This is a genomic window from Paracoccus sp. R12_2 (assembly GCF_017744015.1).
In the GTDB taxonomy this organism is placed as follows: Bacteria; Pseudomonadota; Alphaproteobacteria; order Rhodobacterales; family Rhodobacteraceae; genus Paracoccus.
The window spans coordinates 131,857-154,970 of the sequence record NZ_JAGHRA010000007.1 but is presented as its reverse complement, the minus strand read 5'-3'; the positions used below and the strand labels follow the sequence as shown (position 1 = coordinate 154,970).

Here is a 23,114-nt window from a genome sequence, read left to right as displayed (position 1 = left end):
CGAACTAGCCCAGAACCTCGGCGATCGAATCCTTCGTGACCGACACAATCTGATCCGCCTCGGCCCTTGACAGGCACAGCGGCGGGGCAAAGCCCAGAATGTCGCCCTGCGGCATGGCCCGCGCGATGACGCCGCGCTTCAGCATCGCCGCCACGACCTTGGCCCCCTTGCCTTCGGAAGCGTCGAAGAACTGACGCTTGTCCTTGTCGGCGACCAGTTCGACCGCGCACAGCATGCCTTCGCCGCGAACCTCGCCGACATTGGCGTGCCCGCCGACCTGATCGCGCATGGTCTGCCAGAAATAGTTTCCGGTTTCGCCGGCGTTCTTCACCAGACCCAGATCGTCGATCAGCTTCAGGTTTGCGATTCCCGCCGCCGCGCCGATCGGATGGGCCGAATAGGTCCACCCGTGGCCCAGGACACCGTATTCGTCCGAACCCTTGACCAGCACGTCCCACATGCGCTGACCGACGATGCTGGCCGACAGCGGCGCATAGGCGCTGGTCAGGCCCTTGGCGCTGGTGATCAGGTCAGGCTTGATACCGTAGTGATCGCTGCCGAACATGCTGCCCAGACGGCCAAAGCCGGTCACGACCTCATCCGCGATCAGCAGGATGTCATGCCTGTCCAGCACCTTCTGGATCGCCGGCCAGTAACCTGCGGGGGGCGGCACGATGCCGCCGGTACCCAGGACCGGCTCGCCGATGAAGGCTGCGATGGTGTCGGCGCCCTCGGCGGCAATCAGGTCTTCCAGCTTCTGAACGCAATGGGCGACGAAATCGGCCTCGGACATGTTCAGGTCCGGACGGCGATAGTAATAGGGCGCCTCGGTATGGATCACCTGGCTCAGCGGCAGGTCGAACTTCTTGTGGAACAGCTCCAGCCCGGTCAGCGATCCGGTCATCAGCCCCGATCCGTGATAGCCGCGCCAGCGGCTGATGATCTTCTTCTTTTCGGGGCGGCCAAGGATGTTGTTGTAATACCAGACCAGCTTGACGTTCGTTTCGTTCGCGTCCGATCCGCCAAGGCCGAAATAGACCCGCGCCATGCCTTCGGGCGCCCGGTCCATGACCATCTTGGACAGGGTGATGTTGGCTTCCGAACCATGTCCCGCATAGGCGTGGTAATAGGATAGCTCGCGCGCCTGATCGGCGATGGCTTCGGCGATTTCCTTTCGGCCATAACCCACGTTGACACAGTAAAGCCCTGCGAACCCGTCCAGCAGCCTGTTGCCGTCGCGGTCGGTGATGAAGACGCCCTCACCGCCGGTCACGATCCGCTGCGGGGCATCGCCCCGCGCGAACTGACCCAGATTGGTCGAGGGGTGGAAAAAGTTCTCGCGATCCCATTTCGCCAGTTCGTCATTCGTCAGCATATTTTTTCCTTTCATCCCCAATCGCGGCAGACATACTTGATTTCGGTAAAGGCCTCGAGGCCTTGCCGGGCGCCCTCGCGGCCGATCCCGGATTGTTTCATGCCCCCGAAGGGGATCGGCGCGCCGGTGACCTTGGTGCGGTTCACGGCCACCATGCCATATTGCAGCGCCCGCGTCGCGCGGTAGATCCGGCGCGGATCAAGGCTGTGGACATAGGCCACAAGCCCGTATTCGGTCGCATTCGCGCGGGCGAAGACTTCTTCCTCGTCGTCGAACACGCTCAGCGCGGCGACCGGGCCGAAGGTTTCCTCGGACATGATCGCAGCCTCGTCGGTGACATCGGCCAGAACGGTCGGCTTGAAGAACAGCGGCCCCTTTTCCTCGTCCACGCCGCCGCCGCACAGCAGCTTCGCGCCCTTGGACAGCGCATCCTGCACATGGGTATTCTGCTTGTCGATCTGCCGGTCATGGATCAGCGGCCCGATATCGGGATCCTGCATGCCGTTGCCCAGGGTCAGTTTTTCGACCGCCGCGGTGAACTTGGCGCAGAACTCGTCGTAGATCGGGCGATGGATGTAGAAGCGGTTCGCGCCAAGGCAATCCTGACCCGAGGTCGCGAATTTCGCCTTGACCGCTTCGGTCACGGCGCGATCGATATCGGCACCCTTGAAGACGATGAAGGGGGCATGGCCGCCCAGTTCCATCACCAGTCGCTTCACGGTGTCGGCGGACTGGCGATACAGAAGCCGCCCCACCTCGGTCGAGCCGGTGAAGGACAGCGCCCGCACGCGGGCATCGCGCGTCCATTCGCCGACGATCGTCGCGGCGTCCCCGATCACCGTGTTGACGACGCCTTCGGGAAAGCCCGCGCGGCGCGCCAGTTCCGACAGCGCCAGCGCCGACAGCGGCGTTTCCGCGGACGGGTGGATGACCACCGTGCAGCCCGCGCCAAGCGCGGCGGCGGCCTTGCGGGTGATCATCGCGCAGGGAAAGTTCCACGGCGTGACCAGTGCGGCCACCCCGACAGGCTCGCGCCACAGCTCCATCTCGGCATCGGGCAAGTGGCTGGTGACGCCTTCGATATTCGGGCGCAGCGCCTCTTCGGCATAGAAGGTCACGAAACTGGCGGCATAGTCGATCTCGCCGCGGGCCTCGCTGATCGGCTTGCCCTGCTCTGCGACCATGATCCGGGCCAGATCTTCCTTGGCCTCGAGAATCATCGCGTGCCAGCGATGCAGGATCTGGGCACGGTGTTGGGGCAGCATCGCGGACCACTGCCAGAATGCCTGCTGCGCGGCATCGACGGCATCGCGTGCGCCGGTCGCGTCGCTGATGGCAACCTGCGCCACCAGTTCGCCGGTCGCCGGGTCGCGCACCGCCAGCCGACCTTCGCCTGCGAAATCGCCACGGCCGGGCAGCAGTCCGGGATCGGTAATCTTGTCGGTCAGTTGGGAAGACAGATCGTCTAGCATCGCGCACCTCCTTGTTGCGACCTAGATGCATCCTGCCCGGCAGAGGATTTCACCAAACCACGCGCGACCGGCAGAGAAATCCGCTGGATATGCACGAATTTTCTGGAACTCTCTCTGTCCGGCAACCGCGCGAACCGGGCAAGACGAAGGGTCAGACACCAAGAATGGCAAGGGCAGGCGGCAGGTTCTTCACCGGCTTGGTGACGATATAGCTGAAATAGCGGCGAACCCCGGCGCGGCTTTCCAGCAATCCGTCCATCAGCGTCTGGAATGCCCCGACATCGACCGCAACGACCTGCATCAGATAGTCGTAGCCGCCGCCGATCGCCCAGCAACCGGTGATCTCGTCCATCCGTGCGACGGTGCGTTCAAAGATCTGAAAGCTCTCGGCACGGTGGCTGTCGAGTTCGACCGTCACGAAGACAAGGACATGCGGGCCCAGGCCCGAAAGGTCGATCTCGGCCCGGTAGCCGACGATCAGCCCGGCCTTTTCCAGCCGCTTCATCCGTTCCCAGCAAGGTGTCGGCGACAGGTTCACGCGGGCGGCAAGTTCAGTCTTGGAAATGCGCCCTTCGCGCGACAGCGTCGCGAGGATGGCGATGTCACGATCGTCAAGGCGTACAGGGTTCATGATTCGCTTCTTTCCCCAGCGCCGTGAATTGTCAATCTGGACAAGCGCCTGTTGCTTGGCGAATCTGGGCGTATGTCGCATTGGCCGCTGAGACGAGAGGATATCACCCGGCCTGCCTATCGCAGTCTGGCCCAAGGGATTGCCGCCGCCATCGACGCGGGCAGCCTGCGTCCGGGCGACCGGCTGCCGCCGCATCGCGATCTGGCGTGGCGACTGGGTGTGTCCGTCCAGACCGTCAGCCGCGCATATGAGGAGCTGATTCGCGCCGATCTCATCTCGGGCGAGGTGGGGCGCGGCAGCTTCGTCAAATCCGGACCCCGCGAAACGCTTGAGGTGCCATGGTTCAGGGCAGGGGTGGATGCGCGGCCCGTCGATCTGTCGATGATGACGCCCGTGCGGCTGCCGATGATCGTCCGCGCCTGGCAGGATTCGATGCGGCGTTTTGCCGAACGCCCCCCCGAACACGCGATCTGGTCGTTTCGTCCCCGTCAGGGGTTGTCCGCCTATTCGGGCATCGCCGCCGCGTGGCTTGCCAGATGTGGCGTCGTGGTGCCGGCGCAGCGCATCCTGCTGACAAACGGCTGCACGCCGGCGCTTGTGATCGCGCTGATGAGCGCCGCACAGCCGGGCGACGAGATCGCGACGGAAAGTGTGACCTGCCACACCCTGAAGCCCGCGATCCGTCACCTGAATCTGCGTCTTCGCGGCATCGCCTGTGATGCGCGCGGGATGCTGCCCGATGCGCTGATCGCTGCCGCGCGAATGCCGGGTCGCAAGTTGCGTGCGGTGTTCCTGCTGCCCTCGGGCGGAGGCCCCGAGGCGCGCATCGTCGATCGCGAACGCCGCGAGGAGCTGGCCGCAGCCGCCGCCGAATGCGGGCTGATCATCATCGAAAGCGACGTGCTGGGTCCGGTCGCGCCGCGACGGCCGCCGCCGGTCGCAAGCTTTGCCCCCGAGCGCAGCTTCTATTTCACCGGCCTGACGAAATGCCTGTCGCCGGGACTGCGGCTGGGGTTTCTCGCACTGCCCGAATCGTTGGCAGAGCGGGCATTGAATCGTCACCTTTCGGTTGCATGGATGGCAACGCCGATGGTCGCCGAAATCGCCGCCGACTGGATCGACAGCGGTGTCGCGGGCCAGATCCTGATTGCCCAACGGACCGAGTTGCTGGCCCGCAACAGGATGGCGCAGCGCATTCTGGGCAGTGCCAGCCTTGGCTTCAACCATGGCCTGCATCGCTGGATGCCGCTGCCCGAAGGGACAGACGAACAGGCTGTGCTGCATGCGGCACTGGCGCGGGGCATCGCGCTGGCCCCCGGTTCGGGCTTTGCGGTCATCGACCGGCGACCCGCGCTGCGGTTGTGTCTGGGGGGCGTCAGCCAGCGCGAACTGGAGGATGCGCTGCATGTTCTGGCGACAATTCTGCCTGGTGAAATCGGTGCGCTGCGGGCCTTTGGACAGGGGGCTGTTTGACACCCTCGGGCAAAATTGTCATGATTTAATATATGAATTGACTTGCAACGCGGTTGCTCAGAACTGTGCGAGTCAGACAGATCGGGACAACCTCCCGAATCCTGAAACCCGGAGGCCAAGGACGTGCCGCGTCACAAGGCCCCACAAACAGGAGGTATCATGACCTACAAGACAATCACCGCCGCCAGCCTTGCCGCCCTCATTCTGGGTGCGGGTGGCGCGATGGCCGACACTTGGCGCTACGCCTTTGAAGAGGCGATGGAAGAGGTGCAGGGCAAGTTCGCCCAGAAGTTCAAGGAAGAGGTCGAGGCCAATTCCGATCACGAAATCCAGCTGTTCCCGTTCGGAACGCTTGGCGAGTCCGCGGATATCATGGAACAGGCCCAGTCGGGCATCCTGCAGTTCGTGGACCAGTCGCCCGGCTTTACCGGCGCGCTGATCCCCGAGGCGCAGGTGTTCTTCGTGCCCTACCTGCTGCCTGAAGATCAGGACACGCTGGTGGAGTTCTTCCGCACCTCGAAGGCGATCAACGAACTGTTCCCGCCGCTCTACGCGGAGCAGGGCCTGGAGTTGCTGACGATGTTCCCCGAGGGCGAGGTCATGATGACCACGACCAACGAGGTGACCAGCCCCGAAGACCTGAACGAGGTGAAGTTCCGGGTCATGACCAACCCGCTGCTGGTGGGAAGCTATCAGGCATTCGGCGCCACGCCGACGCCGCTGCCTTGGGGCGAGGTCTATGGCGCGCTGCAGACCGGCATCATTCAAGGTCAGGAAAACCCTGCCTTCTTCATCGAGTCGACAAAGATGTACGAGGTGACCGACTACATCACGCGTGCAGGCCACAACAACTTCACGACCGCGGTCATGGCCAACAAGGAGTTCTTTGACGGTCTGTCCGACGAGGACAAGGAAGTCGTCCAGAACGCCATCGACGCCTCGTTCGACTATATCGTCGAGTATCAGGACGGGCTGACCGAAACCTCGCTGGAAAAGATCATGGAGGCCAAGCCGTCCATGACCATCACCTCACTGACCGAGGAACAGCGCGCGCCGTTCAAGGACACGGCAGAAGAGGTCGAAGCCGAGTATCTCGAGATCGGTGGGGATCAGGCGCAGGAGATCCTGGACCAGATGAAGGCCGACCTCGAAGCCGCAGCGGGCGGTTCCGAAGGGTAAGCCAAGCCGGACCCTGATTGGGTCAGCGATCGTGCCTGGTCACGGCCGCCTGACGATGTGACGCGATGGGGTCCGGCCGCCAGACGGCCGGCCGGATCCTGACAGCAGCCCTTTATCGCCCAGCACAAGGGACAGCGGCCATGACTCTTGACGACAAGCATGCCCCGAAACCCGATCCGGACGTGATCGCGGCGGCCGAAGTGGCGGCCGTTGACGAAGACGACATCGACGATTCCAAATATGTATCCGGTCTTCCGGGACTGTTGGGGGTGATCGATGTCGGGATCGCCCGGATCGAGGCCGTCCTGCTGGCGATTGGCGTGCTGCTGATGGCGCTGAACACCATGGCCAATGTCGTCGGGCGCTATGTCTTCGGCGAAAGCCTGTTCTTTTCCGAGGAATTGAATCGCGCCCTGATTATCCTGATCACCTTCGCCGGCATTTCCTACGCAGCGCGCCATGGCCGGCATATCCGTATGTCGGCATTTTTCGATGCGATGCCGTTCAGGATGCGCAAGACGATGATGATCGTCATCGCCGTCGTGACATCGGCTGCGATGTTTCTGCTGACCTGGTATTCCGTTGATTATTTGCTCTCCCAGGCGTCGCGCGGGCGGTTGTTGCCGGCGCTGCAGATCCCGCAATGGTGGATCATCGTCTGGGCGCCGCTTGGGTTTTTCCTGACCGGGCTGCAATACGGGCTGACCGCCATCAAGAACCTGATCGACAAGGATATCTGGCTGTCGACCAGTACCCTTGAAGGCTATGACGACAGTGCGGAAGAGGAGGTCTGAGCCATGATGACGTGGATGATTTTCGGCACCATGATCGTCCTTCTGCTGTTGGGCTTTCCGATGATGATCCCGCTGATCGCGGGGTCGCTGATCGGGTTCGTGGGACTGTTCGGCGGCTTCGGCCAGCTGGATACGATGGTGCAGCAGATCCTTGGCGGTATCCGACCCGCCAGCCTGATCGCCGTGCCGATGTTCATTTTCGCCGCCGACATCATGACGCGCGGGCAGTCCGCGACGCGCCTGATCGATCTGGTCATGTCGTTCGTCGGTCATTTTAAGGGCGGGCTTGCGATTGCAACGGCCGGGGCCTGCACCATGTTCGGTGCGGTGTCCGGTTCGACGCAGGCGACGGTTGTCGCGGTCGGCGGTCCATTGCGGCCCCGCATGCTGAAGGCCGGATACAACGACAGCTTCATCCTTGCGCTGATCGTGAATTCATCCGACATCGCCTTCCTGATCCCGCCCTCGATCGGCATGATCATCTATGGCGTCGTGTCGGGCACCTCGATTTCCGAACTGTTCATCGCGGGGATCGGGCCGGGGCTTCTGATCCTGGTGATGTTCTCGATCTACAGTTATTTCTACGCCTTGCGGAACAATGTTCCCACGTTACCCAAATCGACCTGGGCCGAGCGTAGGCAGGCGGTCTTGCGGGCGCTGTGGCCGCTGGGTTTCCCGGCGATCATCATCGGCGGCATCTATGGCGGGATCTTCTCGCCGACCGAGGCGGCAGCGGCCTGTGTGCTGTATGCGCTGTTTCTCGAGATGGTCGTCTTCCGCGAAATGGGGCTGAAGCAGCTTTATTCGACCGCAAAATCGACGGGCCTGATCACCGCCGTGGTGTTCATCCTGGTCGGTGCGGGTGCGGCCTTCAGCTATGTGATCAGCTTCGCGCAGATCCCGCAGCATATCCTTGGCAGCATCGGCATCGACGAGATGGGCCAGTATGGCGTCCTGTTCACCATCTCGATCGCGTTCTTCGTCGGCTGCATGTTCGTGGACCCGATCGTCGTGATCCTGATCTTTGTTCCGATCTTTGCGCCGGTGGTGCAATCGGTCGGACTGGACCCGGTGCTGGTCGGCACCATCATCACCCTGCAGGTTGCCATCGGCAGCGCGACGCCACCGTTCGGCTGTGACATCTTCACTGCCATCGCGGTCTTCAAGCGGCCCTATGTCGAAGTGGTCAAGGGCACGCCGCCCTTCATCATCATGCTTCTGACAACGGCGGTGCTGCTGATCTTCTTCCCGCAGATCGCGCTGTTCCTGCGTGACCTTGCCTTCAACAAGTAAGAGGCCGTTATGTTCGAGAGGATCCTTGTCCCCTATGACGGGTCCAGCGGGGCCGAACGGGCGCTTACGAAGGCGACCGAACTGGCGAAGCTGTGTGACGCGCATGTGATCATCCTGACCGTCTATCGCCATCACTCGATGCTCGAGGCGTCGTTATCGATGGTGCGCGGCAGCATGGATCCCGGCGGCAATCTGGACGAGACCATGCGCCAGACCGCGCGTGACGCGGCCGATTATGCGAAAAGCCATGCGAAGGATGCGGGGGTTGCCAAGGTCAGCGCCTTCATCAAGGCCGGTCAGCCGGCGCGGACCATCGTCGCGATGGCGCATGACAAGGAATGCGATCTGATCGTGCTGGGCTCGCGCGGGCTTGGATCAACCGAAGGGTATCTGCTGGGATCAGTCAGCCACAAGGTCACGGGCCTTGCGGAATGTCCGGTTCTGGTCGTGTAAGGAGAGGCGGCATCCTGTATGTGGCGCGACAATCTGAATCGTTTTGGGCTGATTGCCCTTGCCACCGATCTGACGATCGAGGGTGACGCCCTGCGGCTGCTGCCGCAGGACTGCCGCCTGCACGTGACACGGATCGCGTTCGACAATCCCACCACCGCCGAGAATCTGAAGAAGACCGGGCCGCATCTGAAGGCGGCATCCGATCTGCTTGTGCCCGGCGTCGAACTGAAAGGGATCGGCTTCGGCTGCACCTCGGCCTCGGCAGTGCTTGGCGACGGGGTGCAGACCGCCATCGGCGACCGCGCCCCGATCAGCACGCCGGTCGCCGCCGCCTTGCGCGGCTTCAAGGCGCTGGGGGTCGACCGGATCGCCCTGATGACGCCCTATCTGCGCGAAACCACCGATCTGGTCGGCGATCACTTCGAGGCGAACGGGCTGGGCGTCGTGTCGCGGCAATCGATGGGCCATGCCGACGACCGTGACATGGCGTTGCTGTCAGGCGACGAGATTGTCGATTTCGCGCTGGAATCCGATCACCCGGATGCGCAGGCCCTGTTCATGTCCTGCACCGCGCTGCCCGCCGTATCGGTGATCGAGCGGATCGAGAAGGCGCTTGGCAAGCCGGTGGTCAGTTCCAACCTCGCGCTGTTCTGGTCGATGCTGGATGTCGCACGCATTCCCGCTGCCGGGCCGGGCAAACTGTTTCAGGTGCGCACATGGTAACACTGGAAGATGTCGGCACGGCGGCCGAACGCATCCGCGACATGATCCGCATCACGCCGGTCAAGGCGTCGGCCAGCCTGTCCCGATTGGCCGGCGGCCCGGTCTGGCTGAAATGCGAACACCGGCAGGAAACCGGCGCCTTCAAGCTGCGCGGTGCCTCGAATGCGGCGGCGCGGCTGGGGCATGTGGCGGGTGTCACGACCGCATCGACGGGCAATCACGGTCGCGCGCTGGCGCATGCGGCGCGACAGTTGGGTCTGCCCGCTGTCATATGCGTGTCGCGGCTGGTGCCCAGGAACAAGCTGCAGGCGATCGAGGCGCTGGGGGCCGAGGCCCGCGTGATCGGCGCCAGCCAGGACGAAGCCTTTGAAGAGGCGCGGCGTCTGCGCCGGGACGAGGGGTTCGCGCTGATCCCGCCATTCGACCATCCCGATGTGATCGCCGGGCAGGGGACTTTGGGACTGGAGATCCTCGACCAGATCCCCGACGCCGCGACCATCGCGGTCCCCTTGTCGGGCGGTGGTCTGCTGGCCGGTGTGGCGCTGGCGGTGAAGGGACTGCGCCCTGATATTCGCATCATCGGTATCAGCATGGAACGCGGTGCGGCGATGGCGGCCAGTCTGAAGGCCGGTCATCCGGTCGAGGTCGAAGAGCTTGAGACCCTGGCAGACAGCCTTGGCGGCGGTGTCGGCCTGAAAAATCGCCTGACCTTTTCGATGTGCCGCGACCTGATGGACCAGGTCATCCTGCTGACCGAAGCCGAGATTGCCGCAGGCGTCCGTCATCTGGCGCTGGAGGACGGCGAAACCGTGGAAGGCGCGGCGGCAGTCGGCGCCGGTGCCATCATCGCGGGCAAGCTGCGCGCCGAAGACGGCCCGCTGGTGCTGATCCTGTCGGGCCAGAATATTGATCCCGGCCGCCACGCCGCCATCGTCAGGGGAGAGGCATGAGCGATATCCGCATTCTCACCGAAGACCAGCTGCGCCAGCGCGTCCATCTGGACGCGACCGCGATCGATGTGATCGAGAACGCATTCGCGACCCTGTCAAAGGGGGGCGTCGTGATGCCGCCGATCCTGTCGATGCACATGCCCGACGTGAACGGCGAACTGGACGTGAAGACCGCCTATGTGCCGGGGCTGCCGGGCTTTGCGGTCAAGCTGTCACCCGGCTTCTTCGACAATCCCGGCAAGGGGCTGCCGTCGACATCGGGGCTGATGGTGGTGTTGTCCACCGACACGGGGCGCGTGCAGGCCGTCTTGCTGGACAACGGCTATCTGACCGATGTGCGAACCGCGGCGGCCGGCGGTGTGGCCGCAAGGCACCTGTCGCGCGCCGATGCCAGCCGTGCCGCGATCTTCGGCGCCGGTTTGCAGGCCCGGATGCAGTTGCAGGCGCTGGCCCTGGTCCGGCCGATCCAGCAGGCGGTGATCTGGGCGCGCGATCCGCAAAAAGCCGAGGCGCTGGCGGCTGACATGACGCGGGATCATGGCATGGTGGTTCGGGCCGAGGCCGACCCCGAAAAGGCCGCGGCTTTCGCCGACGTCATCGTAACCACGACCCCCGCCAGCCAGCCGATCCTGCGCGCCGAATGGCTGCGCCCCGGCCAGCACGTCACCGCCATGGGCAGCGATCAGTCCGGCAAGAACGAACTGGATCCGCACTGCCTTGACCGCGCGTCCCTGTATGTCGCCGACCGTGTCAGCCAGACCAGACTGATGGGAGAGCTGCGCGCGGCGCTGGATGCCGGGCTGCTGAGCGACAGCGATCCGATCCCCGAACTGGGCGACATCATCACCGGCCGCCATTCCGGCCGTACCTCACCCGACCAGATCACCATTGCCGATCTGACGGGCACCGGCGTGCAGGACACCGCCATTGCCACCCACGCGCTTGCCGCGTTTTCACACGAGACATGAATGCCTGAACTGCAAAGGACACCCGAGCGTTTCTCGACCGAAGAATACGAGGAACGCCTGCGCAAGACGCGCGCCAGCATGGCCAAGCTTGGTCTGGACCTGCTGATCGTTTCCGACCCGTCGAACATGGCCTGGCTGACCGGCTATGACGGCTGGTCCTTCTATGTCCACCAATGCGTGATCGTCGGCCCGGACGGTCCGCCGATCTGGTTCGGGCGTGGCCAGGACGCGCAGGGCGCGCTGCGCACGGTCTGGATGCCGGACGACAATATCATCGGCTATCCCGATTATTACGTGCAGTCGGTCGAGCGGCATCCGATGGATTACCTGTGGGCCCAGCTTGCCGACCGCAACTGGCATCGCGGTTTCATCGGCGTCGAGATGGACAATTACTGGTATTCCGCCAAGGCGCATGAGCGGCTGGTCCATGGCCTGCCCGAGGCGCAGATTCTGGATGCCACAGGGCTGGTCAACTGGCAGCGCGCGGTCAAGACGCCCAAGGAACTGCAATACATGCGCAAGGCGGCGCGGATCGTGGAACGGATGCATCGCCGTATCGCCGACCGGATCGAGGTCGGCATGCGTAAGTGCGACCTTGTGGCCGAGATTTATGATGCGGGGCTGCGCTTCGACGAATGGTCGCAGCATGGCGGCGATTATCCGGCCATTGTGCCGTTGCTGCCCTCGGGTCCCGATGCGGCGGCGCCGCACCTGACCTGGGATGATCAGCCGATGAAGGTGGACGAAGGCACCTTCTTCGAGATCGCGGGATGTTATCAGCGCTATCATGTGCCGCTGTCGCGCACGATCTTCCTTGGCACGCCGCCGCAAGAGATGCTGGACGCCGAAAAGGCTGTTCTGGAAGGGATGGAGGCGGGCCTGACCGCCGCGCGCGCGGGCAACACCTGCGAGGATATCGCGAACGCCTTCTTCACGGTTCTGGACCGCTACGGCATCGTCAAGGACAACCGGACCGGATATCCGATCGGCCTGTCCTATCCGCCCGACTGGGGCGAACGCACCATGTCCCTTCGCCGCGGCGACCAGACCGAACTGAAACCCGGCATGACGTTCCATTTCATGACCGGCCTGTGGATGGAGGGCTGGGGCTACGAGACGACCGAGTCGATCGTCATCACCGAGCGCGAGCCGGAACTGCTGTGCAACATTCCCCGTCGCATGCTGGTCAAGAAATGAGCGTGAATCCGATCACTCCGACCGTCGATCTTGACGCCAAGGGCAAGCATCACGGCTTTCTGCGTCTGCCCTATTCGCGCAACGACAGCGCATGGGGCAGCGTGATGATCCCGATCACCGTGATCGCCAACGGCAAGGGGCCGACCGCCCTTCTGACGGGGGGCAATCACGGCGATGAATACGAAGGTCCGATCGCGCTGCAGGCGCTGTCATGGGAAATCCAGCCCCAGGACGTCAGCGGTCGCGTCATCATCGTTCCCTACATGAACTACCCCGCGTTTCGCACGGGAACGCGGGTCAGCCCGATCGATCAGGTCAACCTGAACCGCGCCTTCCCGGGGCGGCCTGATGGCACCGTCAGCCAGAAGATCGCCCATTACTTTGCCGATGTGCTGGTTCCGATGTCGGACATCGTGCTGGACTATCATTCCGGCGGCAAGACGCTGGATTTCCTTCCCTATGCGGCCGCGCATTATCTGGACGACAAGGACCAGCAGGCGAAATGCGTCGAGGCGGTTCGGGCGTTCGGCGCGCCCTATACGATGATGATGCTGGAAATCGACAGTGTCGGCATGTTCGACACCACGGTCGAGGCGCAGGGAAAGGTCTTCGTCACGACCGAGCTGGGCGGCGGTGGCACCGCGACGGCGCGTTCGGCCGAGATCGCGATCCGGGGCGCAAGAAACGTGCTTCGCCACGCCGGGATTCTGTCCGGTCGGATCGAATGCCCGGAAGACAGCGTGATGCTGGACATGCCGGATGGTGATTGCTTCCATTTCGCCACGCGCGATGGGCTGATGCACCCTCTGGCCGATCTGGGCGATCAGGTGAAGGCGGGTCAGCCCATCGCGCAGATCTGGCCGCCCGACCGGACCGGCGTCGCGCCGGTCGAGGTCACGGCCAATCGCGACGGAGTCATCGCGGCGCGCCATTTTCCGGGGCTGATCCAGTCCGGCGACTGCGTTGCGGTCATCGCGACGCTCTGAACGAGGACACAGGCTTTCGGTGTTCGGCGGGCGATGTCAGTCGCCCGCCGAATGATTCGTGCATCCTGCATCGTCGGCAATGGCGCAGTCGCAGCATTTTTCCGTGGTATTGCCGCGATGCGGCGAATTGACGACGCATCATTGTTTCTGTATCCGGGTATCAACTGAAATATTGTTGCCAAGGAATTGCGATGGCCGAGAAGGACAAACCCTGGCTGTTCCGCACCTATGCGGGCCATTCGACCGCCGAGAAATCGAACGCGCTGTATCGCGGCAATCTTGCCAAGGGTCAGACCGGCTTGTCGGTGGCCTTCGATCTGCCCACCCAGACCGGCTATGACAGCGACCATATCCTTGCCCGGGGCGAGGTCGGCAAGGTCGGTGTGCCGGTCTGCCACCTGGGGGACATGCGTGCGCTGTTCGATCAGATCCCGCTGGAACAGATGAACACCTCGATGACGATCAACGCGACGGCGCCATGGCTTCTGTCGCTGTATATCGCTGTCGCCGAGGAGCAGGGCGCCGACATCGCCCGGCTGCAGGGCACGGTGCAGAACGACCTGATCAAGGAATACCTGTCGCGCGGCACCTATATCTGCCCGCCCAAGCCTAGCCTTGCCATGATCACGGATGTCGCGGCCTATACCCGCGAACATCTGCCGAAATGGAACCCGATGAATGTCTGTTCCTATCACCTGCAAGAGGCCGGGGCGACGCCGCAGCAGGAACTGGCCTACGCGCTGGCCACCGCCATCGCCGTGCTGGACGACCTGAAGACCAAGGTGCCCGAGGCCGACTTCCCGGCCATGGTTGGCAGGATCAGCTTTTTCGTGAACGCAGGCATCCGCTTCGTGACCGAGTTGTGCAAGATGCGCGCCTTTACCGAATTGTGGGACGAGATCACGGCCGAGCGGTACGGGATCGAAGACCCGAAGTTCCGCCGCTTTCGCTATGGTGTGCAGGTCAACAGCCTTGGCCTGACCGAACAGCAGCCCGAAAACAACGTCTATCGCATCCTGCTGGAGATGCTGGCCGTCACATTGTCCAAGAACGCACGAGCCAGGGCCGTGCAGTTGCCTGCCTGGAACGAGGCGCTGGGGTTGCCGCGCCCATGGGATCAGCAATGGTCGCTGCGGATGCAACAGATCCTGGCCTATGAGACGGATCTTCTGGAATATGCCGACCTGTTCGACGGCAACCCGGCGATCGAGGCCAAGGTCGGCGAACTGAAACAGGGCGCGCGCGATGAATTGCGCCTGCTGGACGAGATGGGCGGCGCGATCGCCGCCATCGACTACATGAAATCGCGGTTGGTCGAGGCGAATGCCGAACGGCTGAACCGGGTCGAGGCTGGCGAGACGGTCGTGGTTGGGGTGAACCGCTGGCAGCAGGGCGAACCCTCGCCACTGACGGCAGGCGATGGTGGCATCATGGTCGTCGATCCAGAGGTCGAGCAGGACCAGATCGACCGGCTGAACGCCTGGAAGGCGGATCGCGACGAGCAGGCCGTCCGTGCGGCGCTGCAGGCGTTGCGCACGGCCGCGCAGCAGGGGCGCAACGTCATGCCTGCATCCATCGATGCGGCGAAGGCCGGGGTGACGACCGGCGAATGGGCAGGCGTGATGCGCGAGGTGCATGGCGAGTATCGCGGGCCTACCGGCGTCGCGGCCAGCCCGTCGAACCGGACCGAGGGATTGGAAGAGATCCGCGAGGCGGTCGATGCGGTCAGCGCCCGGCTGGGGCGCCGTCTGAAATTCGTGGTCGGCAAGCCAGGGCTTGACGGCCATTCGAACGGTGCCGAACAGATCGCCTTTCGGGCCCGCGATTGCGGCATGGACATCACCTACGAGGGGATCCGCCTGACCCCCGAACAGATCGTCGCCCGCGCGCAGGAACAAGAAGCGCATGTGGTCGGGCTGTCGATCCTGTCGGGCAGCCACCTTCCGCTGATCGAGGATCTGATGACGCGAATGCGCGAGGCAGGTCTGGGCAAGACCCCGGTTGTCGTCGGCGGTATCATCCCCGACGAAGATGCACGACGCTTGCTGGCGATGGGGGTCACGCGGGTTTACACGCCAAAGGATTTCCAGTTGAACACGATCATGATGGACATCGTGGCGCTGGTCGAGCCGGGAGCCGCTGCGGCCTGATGGGCGGAATTTGACCGACAGCTTTTAGCGAGGTGAACCCTGGCCCGCCTCGGCTGTTTATCCGGTTGGATAGACAGCGGAGGTCGGATGACCCAGATGACGAACCGAAACAGCGCGATCGACCCTTTGCGCCTTGTGCTGGCGCTTTGCGTGATCGCGCTGCACACGGGATTCCCGGACGGGATCGGCGCGGTGGCGCAACAGGTGCTGGTGAACGGGATCTTTCGCCTTGCCGTGCCGGTCTTCGCCCTGATCGCCGGATTCTTCTTCCTGGGCGCGCTTCGGTCGGGCCGTGCGCGCGCCTATGCCCTGAGGATCCTTTCGGTCTATGCGCTGTGGATGGTCATCTACCTGCCGATCTATGGGCCGGACTTTACCTCTGTCGGGCATGTCCTGCAGACGGTCCTGTTCGGCTATTTTCACCTGTGGTTTCTGCCGGGACTGCTGATCGGCGCGTTGCTGGTGGCCGCGCTGCATCGGGCGGGTGCAGTGCCGCTGGCGCTGGTCGCCGCAAGCTGCGCCTTGACCGGGCTGATCCTGCAATGGCTGGTTCTGTCGGGACGTGTCACGATGTCGTTGGACTATTACCGCAACGGGCTGTTCGTGATCTTTCCCTTCTTTGCGACGGGGTATCTTCTGGCGCTTGCCGAGCCCCTGCCCAGGATACGCTGGCAATGGCCCGCATTGGCGCTGATCCTGGTCGCTGTCGAAAGTATGGTCTGGTTCCGGATAGCGGGTGGTGGTTTCGGGGTTGATACCCTGTTCAGCCTCTATCTGGCGGCGCCTTTGCTGTTTCTTGGCGCGCGCCAAGCCAGTGGGGGTTGGGACGGCAAACGCATCGCATCGATGGCGGCGTTCGTCTATTTCAGCCATATCCTGATCATGATTTCGGCCAGCCGCTTTGGCTTGTCCGGAAACGTCAAGGCGCTGGTGGTGGCGGCTGTCGCGCTAGGGGTCGCATGGTGGCTGGGGTCCGAACGGCGCCGTCCGGTGCTGGCGTTGCTGACCTGACGCCAGAATGAAAAACGCCGCCCTTGGGGGCGGCGTTTCGTCTGTATCGTCCGTGGGGCGGATCAGAAGCCGAGGCCCGCGTATTTGTTCTTGAACTTCGACACGCGACCGCCGGTGTCCATCAGGCGCGAAGAGCCGCCGGTCCAGGCAGGGTGCGTGGTCGGATCGATGTCCAGCGACAGCGTGTCGCCTTCGGCGCCCCAGCTGGAGCGCGTTTGATAGACCGTTCCGTCGGTCATCTTGACGTCGATCATGTGATATTCGGGGTGAATGCCTTTTTTCATCGGGGGACCTCTCAGGCGCCGGCTTTGGGCTTGTAGTTGGTTTTTTCGGCGATACGGGCCGACTTGCCGCGACGATCGCGCAGATAGTACAGCTTGGCGCGGCGAACCTTGCCGCGGCGCACCACCTCGATCGCATCGATGTTCGTCGAATACAGCGGGAAGACCCGCTCGACGCCCTCACCAAAGCTGATCTTGCGCACGGTAAAGCTGGCTGCGATGCCGTTGCCGCCCTTGCGCGAGATGCAGACGCCTTCATAGGCCTGCACACGGGTCCGGGTGCCTTCGGTCACCTTGTAGCCGACGCGAACGGTGTCGCCGGCCTTGAAATCGGGAATGGTCTTGCCAAGCTCGGCGATCTGCTCGGCTTCAAGTTCTGCGATCAGATTCATCGCTAGGGTTCCTTGTCATGCTCGCGGTGATTCCGCGATTGGTCTGATGCGCCCGAGAGCTGTCGGTCCTTAGCCGGGTCCATCTGCGTTTCCGCAAATGCCCGCCACAGGTCGGGGCGGCGTTCCTTGGTCAGCCTTTCGGCCTCGGTTTCCCGCCAAGCATGAATGGCCGCGTGATTGCCCGAAAGAAGAACATCCGGGATCTCGCGGCCTTCCCACAGGGCGGGCTTCGTGTACTGAGGAGCTTCGAGCAGGCCCCGATTGCCGATGGAAAAGGATTCCTCGGCCAGAGAGTCCTGATTCCCCAGCACGCGCGGTATAAGGCGAACCGTCGCGTCGATCAAGACCTGAGCGGCGATCTCGCCGCCGGTCAGGACATAGTCGCCGATGCTGATTTCCTCGACCTCGTGGGCGTCCAGAACGCGCTGATCCACGCCTTCGAAACGGCCGCAGATCAGGGTCACGCCGGGGCCGTCGGCCAGTGCGCGGGCGCGGGCCTGGGTCAGGGGTTTGCCGCGCGGGGACATGTAAAGGACGGGTCCAGCGGCGTGCCGCCGGGCGTCGCGCAGGGCGGCGTCCATCACATCCGCGCGGATCACCATGCCCGCGCCGCCGCCGGCGGGGGTGTCGTCTACATTCCGGTGCCTGCCGACGCCGAATTCGCGCAAGGGCACCGTGCGCAGGTTCCACAGTCCCTGAGACAATGCCCGGCCTGTCAGCGACAGGCCGAGAATGCCGGGAAACGCCTCGGGGAACAGGGTGATGACGCTGGCGGTCCAGACACCTGCGACCTGCGGCTCGGCCATCAGGTCGCGTGGCCGCAGGCTGGGCCGGATCGACAGGCGGCCGTGGGACTTCGCAGCGTCCGTCATTCGTCGCTTTCCGGGGGATCGGCGACGATCCGTCGGGCGGTCAGGTCCACGGTCGGCACGACCGCACGGGTGAAGGGCAGCAGCAACGTGTCACGGCCGCCCACAACCTCAAGGATGTCGCCCGCGCCGTGATCGAAGATTGCGCGAACGCGGCCCAGAACCTGCCCGCCGGTATCGACGACCTCCAGACCGATCAGGTCGGCATGGTAGAATTCATCATCGGGCAGCGAGGGCAGGGCGGCGCGCGGGGCCCACAGCGTGGTGCCCTTCAGCGCTTCGGCATCTTCGCGCGTGGCCACGCCCGACAGGCGCGCGCCAAGCCCCCCGGTGACCGGGCGCGTCAGCTTCACGGTAAAGCTGCGCTTGCCATCCTCGGTCGTCAGCGGGCCGTAGCCCGCGATGTCCGAAGGTTCGGCGCAGAAGCTTTTCAGCCGCACCTCGCCCTTGACCCCGAAGGCCCCGGCAATCGCGCCGACGCAAATGCGATCATCGGTCAAACCATTCCTCACATCTTGGATCGTCAGGATCGTATGACAGAACGGCGGAGTCATCGAGGCAGATGTCGATTTGGTCGTTGATGCGCCAGCACTGCACGATCAGGCCGCTGCCGAGCAGGAGCGCGGCAACGGCGGCAAGCTTCAGAGCACGAGACAGGGCTATTCAGCCGCTTCTTCGGCCGGGGCGGCGGCTTTCGCGGCCTTTTCCTCGGCCCGCTTCTTGGCCTTGTCGCCCGGCTCGGCCTTCTTCATGTTCTTGCGCTCGGCCTTGTCGCGCACGCCGGCGGCTTCCAGGAAGCGCGCGATGCGGTCAGTGGGCTGGGCGCCCTGCGCCAGCCAGTGCTGCACGCGTTCCACATCCATCTTGATGCGGTCTTCGCTGTCTTTGGGCAGCAGCGGGTTGTAGGTGCCCAGCTTTTCCAGGAAGCGGCCGTCGCGCGGCATGCGCGTGTCGGCGGCGACGATGGCATAGTGGGGGCGCTTCTTGGAACCACCACGGGCGAGACGGATCTTGACGGCCATTCTAGTTTCTCCTTTGAAATGGCTGATTTGGCGGGGCTTCAGGCCCCAGCCTGCGATTGATGTTGCTCGTGATGCCGGATCACTTCGGCGATCACGAAATTCAGGAATTTGCGCGCGAATTCCGGGTCCAGATCGGCCTCGCGCGCGAGGCGTTCCAGCCGCTCGATCTGTTGCGCTTCGCGCGTGGGATCGGACGGAGGAAGGTCGTGGTCGGCCTTGAGGCGGCCGACGGATTGGGTGTGCTTGAACCTTTCGGCCAAGGTATAGACAAGGATCGCGTCCAGCCGGTCGATGCTGGCGCGGTGTTCCTTCAGCAGGTTTGCCGCACGGATCGCGGGATCGGTCATGCTGCGCTTCCTTGGCTTGGGGCTGGGGAAGGATGGCGATAGACAAGGCAGGGTTCGTCCGGGTGCGGTACGGGCGCGGCATCGTCGCGGGTCGCGCCAAGGCGTTCGGCAAGCGCGATGGAACGGCGATTGTCGGGCGCGATATAGCTGACGGCCCCATCCCATCCCAGTGCGCCATGGGCGTGCGCCCGCGCGGCGCGGGCGGCCTCGAACGCATAGCCCTTGCCCTCGGCCATGGGCGACCAGACGGTCCAGCCGATCTCGCGTTCGGGCCAGCCCTCGGGGAACCAAGGTCCGGCCATGCCAAGCGGCGTGTCATCGCCCTGCAGGCAGAAGACGAACATGCCCCAGCCGCGCATCGCCCAATGGCCGATCACGTGCCCGAACGCGCGCCACGCCGTGGCATCGTTGCTGTCCTTGGGGCGGATAAAGCGCGACCTGTCGCTGGCCGCGAAATCGCGCCACGCGGGCCAGTCGCTGCCCATGGGCGCGCGCAGCGTCAGTCGCCGGGTGGTCAGGATGGGTGTCGGTGACAGCAGGATCATCGCGCGGCCCCCAGCGTCGAGATGCCATAGACATCGCGCGCGGCACCATCGGGAAACTTTGCGCGACGCAGCTTGCGTCCGCCCAGCTTTTCCGTCAGGCGGCAAGCGGCGATGTTGTCGTCGCGAAAATGCGTCTCGACCTCGGTCAAGCCAAGGCTGTCGCGTGCCCAGGACAGGACCGCTGCCGACGCCTCTTGCGCAATTCCGGTGCCGCGCGCTTCGGGCAGCAGCCACCAGGTCAGTTCATGGCTTGGCCAGCCTTCGGGATGAACGATGCCGCAGCCGCCCAAGGTCTTGCCGTCAAGGATGATCGCGAACTTGCCGAAGCCGCGCAGATGCCAGTGGCCGATATCGCGGCACAGCACGCCATAGGCCTGATCCCGCCGCATCGGCCCGCCGTAGAAGCGTGATGCATCGGCGTCGGCCAGGAAGGCCGCATATGCCGCAAGATCCCCCGCCTCTGGCACGCGCAGGATCAGGCGCTGAGTCTTCAGCACCGGCGCGTCAGCCGAAAGGGGGGCGGTCGTCGTCATGGATTATTTCTTGCCGAACATGCCCGACAGGCCACCGGGCAGCCCGGCCTTGGACAGATCGCCGCCCAGCCCCTTGGGGTCCTGCAGCATCTTGGTCGCCTCGGCCATCTTCGACGGGTCCATGTTGTCCATGTCAGGCAGGCCGCCGCCCTTGCCGGTCATCGCGCGCATGGCCTGCTTCAGCATGCCACCCTTGCCCATTTTTCCCAGCTTCTTCATCGTGTCGGCCATCTGCCGCTGCATCTTCAGCAGCCGGTTCAGTTCGGCCACATCCATGCCGGCTCCGGCGGCGATGCGTTTCTTGCGGCTGGCCTGCAGGATCGCGGGATTGGCGCGTTCCTTCTTGGTCATGGAATTGATCAGCGCGACCTGGCGGCGAATGGCGCTGTCGTCCATGCCCGCGGCCTCGGCCTGTTTGGCCATTTTCTGCATGCCCGGCATCATGCCCATGATGGACTGCATCCCGCCCATCTTCTGCATCTGTTCCAGCTGGCCCTTCAGGTCGTTCATGTTGAACAGACCCTTCTGGAACCGCTTCATCATGCGCTCGGCCTGCTCGACCTCCAGCACTTCCTGGGCCTTTTCGACCAGCGCGACGATATCGCCCATGCCAAGGATGCGACCGGCGATTCGCTGTGCGTCAAAACCTTCCAGCGCATCCATCTTCTCGCCCAGACCGACAAAGCGGATCGGCTTGCCGGTCACGGCGCGCATCGACAGGGCGGCACCGCCGCGCCCGTCGCCGTCCATCCGGGTCAGCACGACGCCCGAAACGCCGACCTTGCCGTCGAATTCAGTCGCGACATTCACCGCGTCCTGACCCGTCAGGCCATCGACGACCAGCAGCGTCTCGCGCGGGTTGGCGATGTCGCGGACCGCCTGAACCTCGTCCATCAGGACCTGGTCGATATGCAGACGGCCGGCGGTGTCCAGCATGTAGACGTCGTAGCCGCCAAGACTGGCCTGCTGCTTGGCGCGCTGCGCGATCTGGGTCGCGGTCTGGCCCGGCACGATCGGCAGGGTATCGACGCCGATCTGCTGGCCCAGGATGGCCAACTGTTCCATGGCCGCCGGACGGTTCGTGTCCAGCGAGGCCATCAGGACGCGTCTCTTTTCCCGATCCTTCAGGCGCTTGGCCAGCTTTGCCGTCGTGGTGGTCTTGCCCGAACCCTGCAGGCCGACCATCAGGATCGGCGCGGGCGGGTTGTCGATGCGCAGGGCCTCGGGCTCTTCGTCGCCCTGCAGAACCTTGATCAGTTCGTCATGAACGATCTTGACGACCTGCTGGCCCGGCGTGACCGATTTCGTGACCGCCGCGCCGGTCGCCTTGGACGTCACCGATTTGACGAAGCTGCGTGCCACCGGCAACGAGACGTCGGCCTCCAGCAGGGCGACGCGTACCTCGCGCATGGCGGCGGTGACGTCATCCTCGGACAGCGCACCCTGCTTGGTCAGCCGGTCGAAGACGCCGCCAAGCCGGTCGGACAGATTCTCGAACATCGCGGGCCTCCTGAGGTCCAAAGCAGTTTCGCCCCCGTGGGCGCAACGCGCTGACGGGGGGCGATCCCCGCAGCATACGGGGACCGGAAGGGGTGTCCTTCCGGGAATTCCGGGTTCTGATAGGGAAAAACCGACGCCGAGTCAACGCGCGTCGGCATTGATCATCGAATCGAGTGGCATGACCGGCATCCAACCGGCAGATGCGATATCAAAGAATGGCGGCGCGGCAAGCCTTGCCGCGCCTGCCGGATGTGTCGTCACGATCCGCTGCGTGCCGTGACCGGCATTCCCGCGATGATCACGCGGCGATCCGGTCCAAGGCCTCTTGCGCGCGTGCCAGTCCGGCATCGTGATCCATCGCAAGCCGGTCGGCGGCGATGAATTCGACATCGGTGATCCCCAGAAAACCCAGGATATGGCGAAGATAACCCGAGGCGAAATCAATCTCGGACCCGATCGGGGTGCCTGCCGACGTGTAGGCGATGATGGCGCGTTTTCCGGTCAGAAGACCTTCGGGACCGGCTTCGGTATAGCGGAAGGACAGTCCGGCGCGCGCGATCTGGTCCAGCCAGTTCTTCAGCTGCGCCGTGATTGCGAAGTTGTAGATCGGCGAGCCGATCACCAGCACGTCCGCGTCCTGCACGTCCGCCAGATAGGCGTTCGAGGTTTCGATCAGCTGTTTCTGGTCATCTGTCGGTGCCTCAGGTGCCATGCGCACGGCGTGGAACCAGTCGGTGTCGATTGCCGGAACGCCTTTGTTCAGGTCGCGATAGGTCACGCCGGCGTCCGGATTTGCGGCCTTCAGCCGGGCCACGATATCGGCGGTCAGCTTGCGCGAAACGGATGCCTCGCCCGTGATGGCGCTGTCGATATGAAGAATGTTCATTTCGGTCGTCCTTTGCGGAGGGGATATTCTTGTAAGGCAGACTTAGGGCGTTGCGTTTTCGAACGAAACAGCAATAGTCGCGCA

The 23,114-nt window shown here is 63.8% G+C and carries 25 protein-coding genes; 12 read left to right on the top strand and 13 right to left on the bottom strand.

What is annotated here, in order from left to right; translation table 11 throughout:
* Positions 1-4 precede the first annotated feature (4 nt).
* The 3 genes from J7359_RS10685 to J7359_RS10675 form a co-directional block, all read right to left on the bottom strand.
* A complete protein-coding gene (locus tag J7359_RS10685; RefSeq protein ID WP_209056627.1) occupies positions 5-1,375 on the bottom strand; it encodes an aspartate aminotransferase family protein in 1,371 nt (456 codons plus the stop codon).
* A gap of 11 nt (positions 1,376-1,386) precedes the next feature.
* On the bottom strand, positions 1,387-2,847 hold the full coding sequence (locus J7359_RS10680; RefSeq protein ID WP_209056626.1) for an NAD-dependent succinate-semialdehyde dehydrogenase: 1,461 nt from the start codon (positions 2,845-2,847) through the stop codon (positions 1,387-1,389).
* Positions 2,848-2,998: 151 nt separating this feature from the next.
* Complete coding sequence (locus J7359_RS10675; protein ID WP_209056625.1) at positions 2,999-3,478, bottom strand: Lrp/AsnC family transcriptional regulator; 480 nt, start codon at positions 3,476-3,478, stop codon at positions 2,999-3,001.
* Between the two features lie 72 nt (positions 3,479-3,550).
* Between J7359_RS10675 and J7359_RS10670 the strand changes: the two genes are divergently transcribed.
* From J7359_RS10670 to J7359_RS10615, 12 genes are all read left to right on the top strand, one after another.
* On the top strand, positions 3,551-4,951 hold the full coding sequence (locus J7359_RS10670) for a PLP-dependent aminotransferase family protein (RefSeq protein WP_209056624.1): 1,401 nt from the start codon (positions 3,551-3,553) through the stop codon (positions 4,949-4,951).
* Between the two features lie 159 nt (positions 4,952-5,110).
* On the top strand, positions 5,111-6,130 hold the full coding sequence (gene dctP, locus J7359_RS10665) for a TRAP transporter substrate-binding protein DctP (protein WP_209056623.1): 1,020 nt from the start codon (positions 5,111-5,113) through the stop codon (positions 6,128-6,130).
* 140 nt (positions 6,131-6,270) lie between these two features.
* Positions 6,271-6,924 (top strand): TRAP transporter small permease, encoded by a 654-nt coding sequence (locus J7359_RS10660; protein WP_209056622.1) that lies wholly within the window; start codon positions 6,271-6,273, stop codon positions 6,922-6,924.
* A 6-nt stretch (positions 6,925-6,930) separates the two neighbouring features.
* On the top strand, positions 6,931-8,217 hold the full coding sequence (locus J7359_RS10655; RefSeq protein ID WP_209056669.1) for a TRAP transporter large permease: 1,287 nt from the start codon (positions 6,931-6,933) through the stop codon (positions 8,215-8,217).
* A 9-nt stretch (positions 8,218-8,226) separates the two neighbouring features.
* Entirely contained in the window at positions 8,227-8,670 is a 444-nt protein-coding gene (locus J7359_RS10650) for a universal stress protein (RefSeq protein ID WP_209056621.1), read from the top strand.
* 18 nt (positions 8,671-8,688) lie between these two features.
* On the top strand, positions 8,689-9,393 hold the full coding sequence (locus tag J7359_RS10645) for an ectoine utilization protein EutA (RefSeq protein WP_209056620.1): 705 nt from the start codon (positions 8,689-8,691) through the stop codon (positions 9,391-9,393).
* The gene (gene eutB, locus J7359_RS10640) at positions 9,387-10,343 is read left to right on the top strand and encodes a hydroxyectoine utilization dehydratase EutB (RefSeq protein WP_209056619.1); all 957 of its coding nucleotides are present in this window, start codon (positions 9,387-9,389) and stop codon (positions 10,341-10,343) included. The genes J7359_RS10645 and eutB overlap by 7 nt, the downstream gene beginning before the upstream one ends.
* Positions 10,340-11,311, top strand: coding sequence for an ectoine utilization protein EutC (gene eutC / locus J7359_RS10635; RefSeq protein ID WP_209056618.1), 972 nt, complete (start codon positions 10,340-10,342; stop codon positions 11,309-11,311). Before eutB ends, eutC begins: the two co-directional genes overlap by 4 nt.
* The gene (gene doeA, locus J7359_RS10630; RefSeq protein WP_209056617.1) at positions 11,312-12,508 is read left to right on the top strand and encodes an ectoine hydrolase DoeA; all 1,197 of its coding nucleotides are present in this window, start codon (positions 11,312-11,314) and stop codon (positions 12,506-12,508) included.
* Positions 12,505-13,494 carry a N(2)-acetyl-L-2,4-diaminobutanoate deacetylase DoeB gene (gene doeB, locus J7359_RS10625; protein WP_209056616.1) on the top strand — a complete coding sequence of 330 codons (990 nt, stop codon included), beginning with the start codon at positions 12,505-12,507 and terminating at the stop codon, positions 13,492-13,494. Before doeA ends, doeB begins: the two co-directional genes overlap by 4 nt.
* Positions 13,495-13,685: 191 nt before the next feature.
* Positions 13,686-15,644, top strand: a complete 1,959-nt coding sequence (locus J7359_RS10620; protein ID WP_209056615.1) for a protein meaA — start codon at positions 13,686-13,688, stop codon at positions 15,642-15,644.
* An 87-nt stretch (positions 15,645-15,731) separates the two neighbouring features.
* Positions 15,732-16,655 (top strand): acyltransferase family protein, encoded by a 924-nt coding sequence (locus J7359_RS10615; protein WP_209056614.1) that lies wholly within the window; start codon positions 15,732-15,734, stop codon positions 16,653-16,655.
* A gap of 62 nt (positions 16,656-16,717) precedes the next feature.
* On the opposite strand, the gene rpmE is transcribed toward J7359_RS10615, so the two are convergent.
* The 10 genes from rpmE to J7359_RS10565 form a co-directional block, all read right to left on the bottom strand.
* Positions 16,718-16,939 carry a 50S ribosomal protein L31 gene (rpmE, locus tag J7359_RS10610; protein WP_209056613.1) on the bottom strand — a complete coding sequence of 74 codons (222 nt, stop codon included), beginning with the start codon at positions 16,937-16,939 and terminating at the stop codon, positions 16,718-16,720.
* An 11-nt stretch (positions 16,940-16,950) separates the two neighbouring features.
* Positions 16,951-17,328 (bottom strand): 50S ribosomal protein L19, encoded by a 378-nt coding sequence (gene rplS / locus J7359_RS10605; RefSeq protein WP_209056612.1) that lies wholly within the window; start codon positions 17,326-17,328, stop codon positions 16,951-16,953.
* A gap of 2 nt (positions 17,329-17,330) precedes the next feature.
* Positions 17,331-18,200, bottom strand: a complete 870-nt coding sequence (trmD, locus tag J7359_RS10600) for a tRNA (guanosine(37)-N1)-methyltransferase TrmD (protein ID WP_209056611.1) — start codon at positions 18,198-18,200, stop codon at positions 17,331-17,333.
* Positions 18,197-18,697: a ribosome maturation factor RimM gene (gene rimM, locus J7359_RS10595; protein WP_209056610.1), complete on the bottom strand. Its 501-nt coding sequence runs from the start codon at positions 18,695-18,697 to the stop codon at positions 18,197-18,199. The genes trmD and rimM overlap by 4 nt, the downstream gene beginning before the upstream one ends.
* Positions 18,698-18,856: 159 nt before the next feature.
* Positions 18,857-19,219 (bottom strand): 30S ribosomal protein S16, encoded by a 363-nt coding sequence (rpsP, locus tag J7359_RS10590; RefSeq protein ID WP_209056609.1) that lies wholly within the window; start codon positions 19,217-19,219, stop codon positions 18,857-18,859.
* A gap of 38 nt (positions 19,220-19,257) precedes the next feature.
* A complete protein-coding gene (locus J7359_RS10585; RefSeq protein ID WP_209056608.1) occupies positions 19,258-19,566 on the bottom strand; it encodes a chorismate mutase in 309 nt (102 codons plus the stop codon).
* Positions 19,563-20,111, bottom strand: coding sequence for a GNAT family N-acetyltransferase (locus J7359_RS10580; RefSeq protein ID WP_209056607.1), 549 nt, complete (start codon positions 20,109-20,111; stop codon positions 19,563-19,565). The genes J7359_RS10585 and J7359_RS10580 overlap by 4 nt, the downstream gene beginning before the upstream one ends.
* Positions 20,108-20,644: a GNAT family N-acetyltransferase gene (locus J7359_RS10575; protein WP_209056606.1), complete on the bottom strand. Its 537-nt coding sequence runs from the start codon at positions 20,642-20,644 to the stop codon at positions 20,108-20,110. Before J7359_RS10575 ends, J7359_RS10580 begins: the two co-directional genes overlap by 4 nt.
* A gap of 3 nt (positions 20,645-20,647) precedes the next feature.
* A complete protein-coding gene (gene ffh, locus J7359_RS10570) occupies positions 20,648-22,144 on the bottom strand; it encodes a signal recognition particle protein (RefSeq protein WP_209056605.1) in 1,497 nt (498 codons plus the stop codon).
* A 298-nt stretch (positions 22,145-22,442) separates the two neighbouring features.
* A complete protein-coding gene (locus J7359_RS10565; protein ID WP_209056604.1) occupies positions 22,443-23,030 on the bottom strand; it encodes an NAD(P)H-dependent oxidoreductase in 588 nt (195 codons plus the stop codon).
* Between the last annotated feature and the right edge of the window lie 84 nt (positions 23,031-23,114).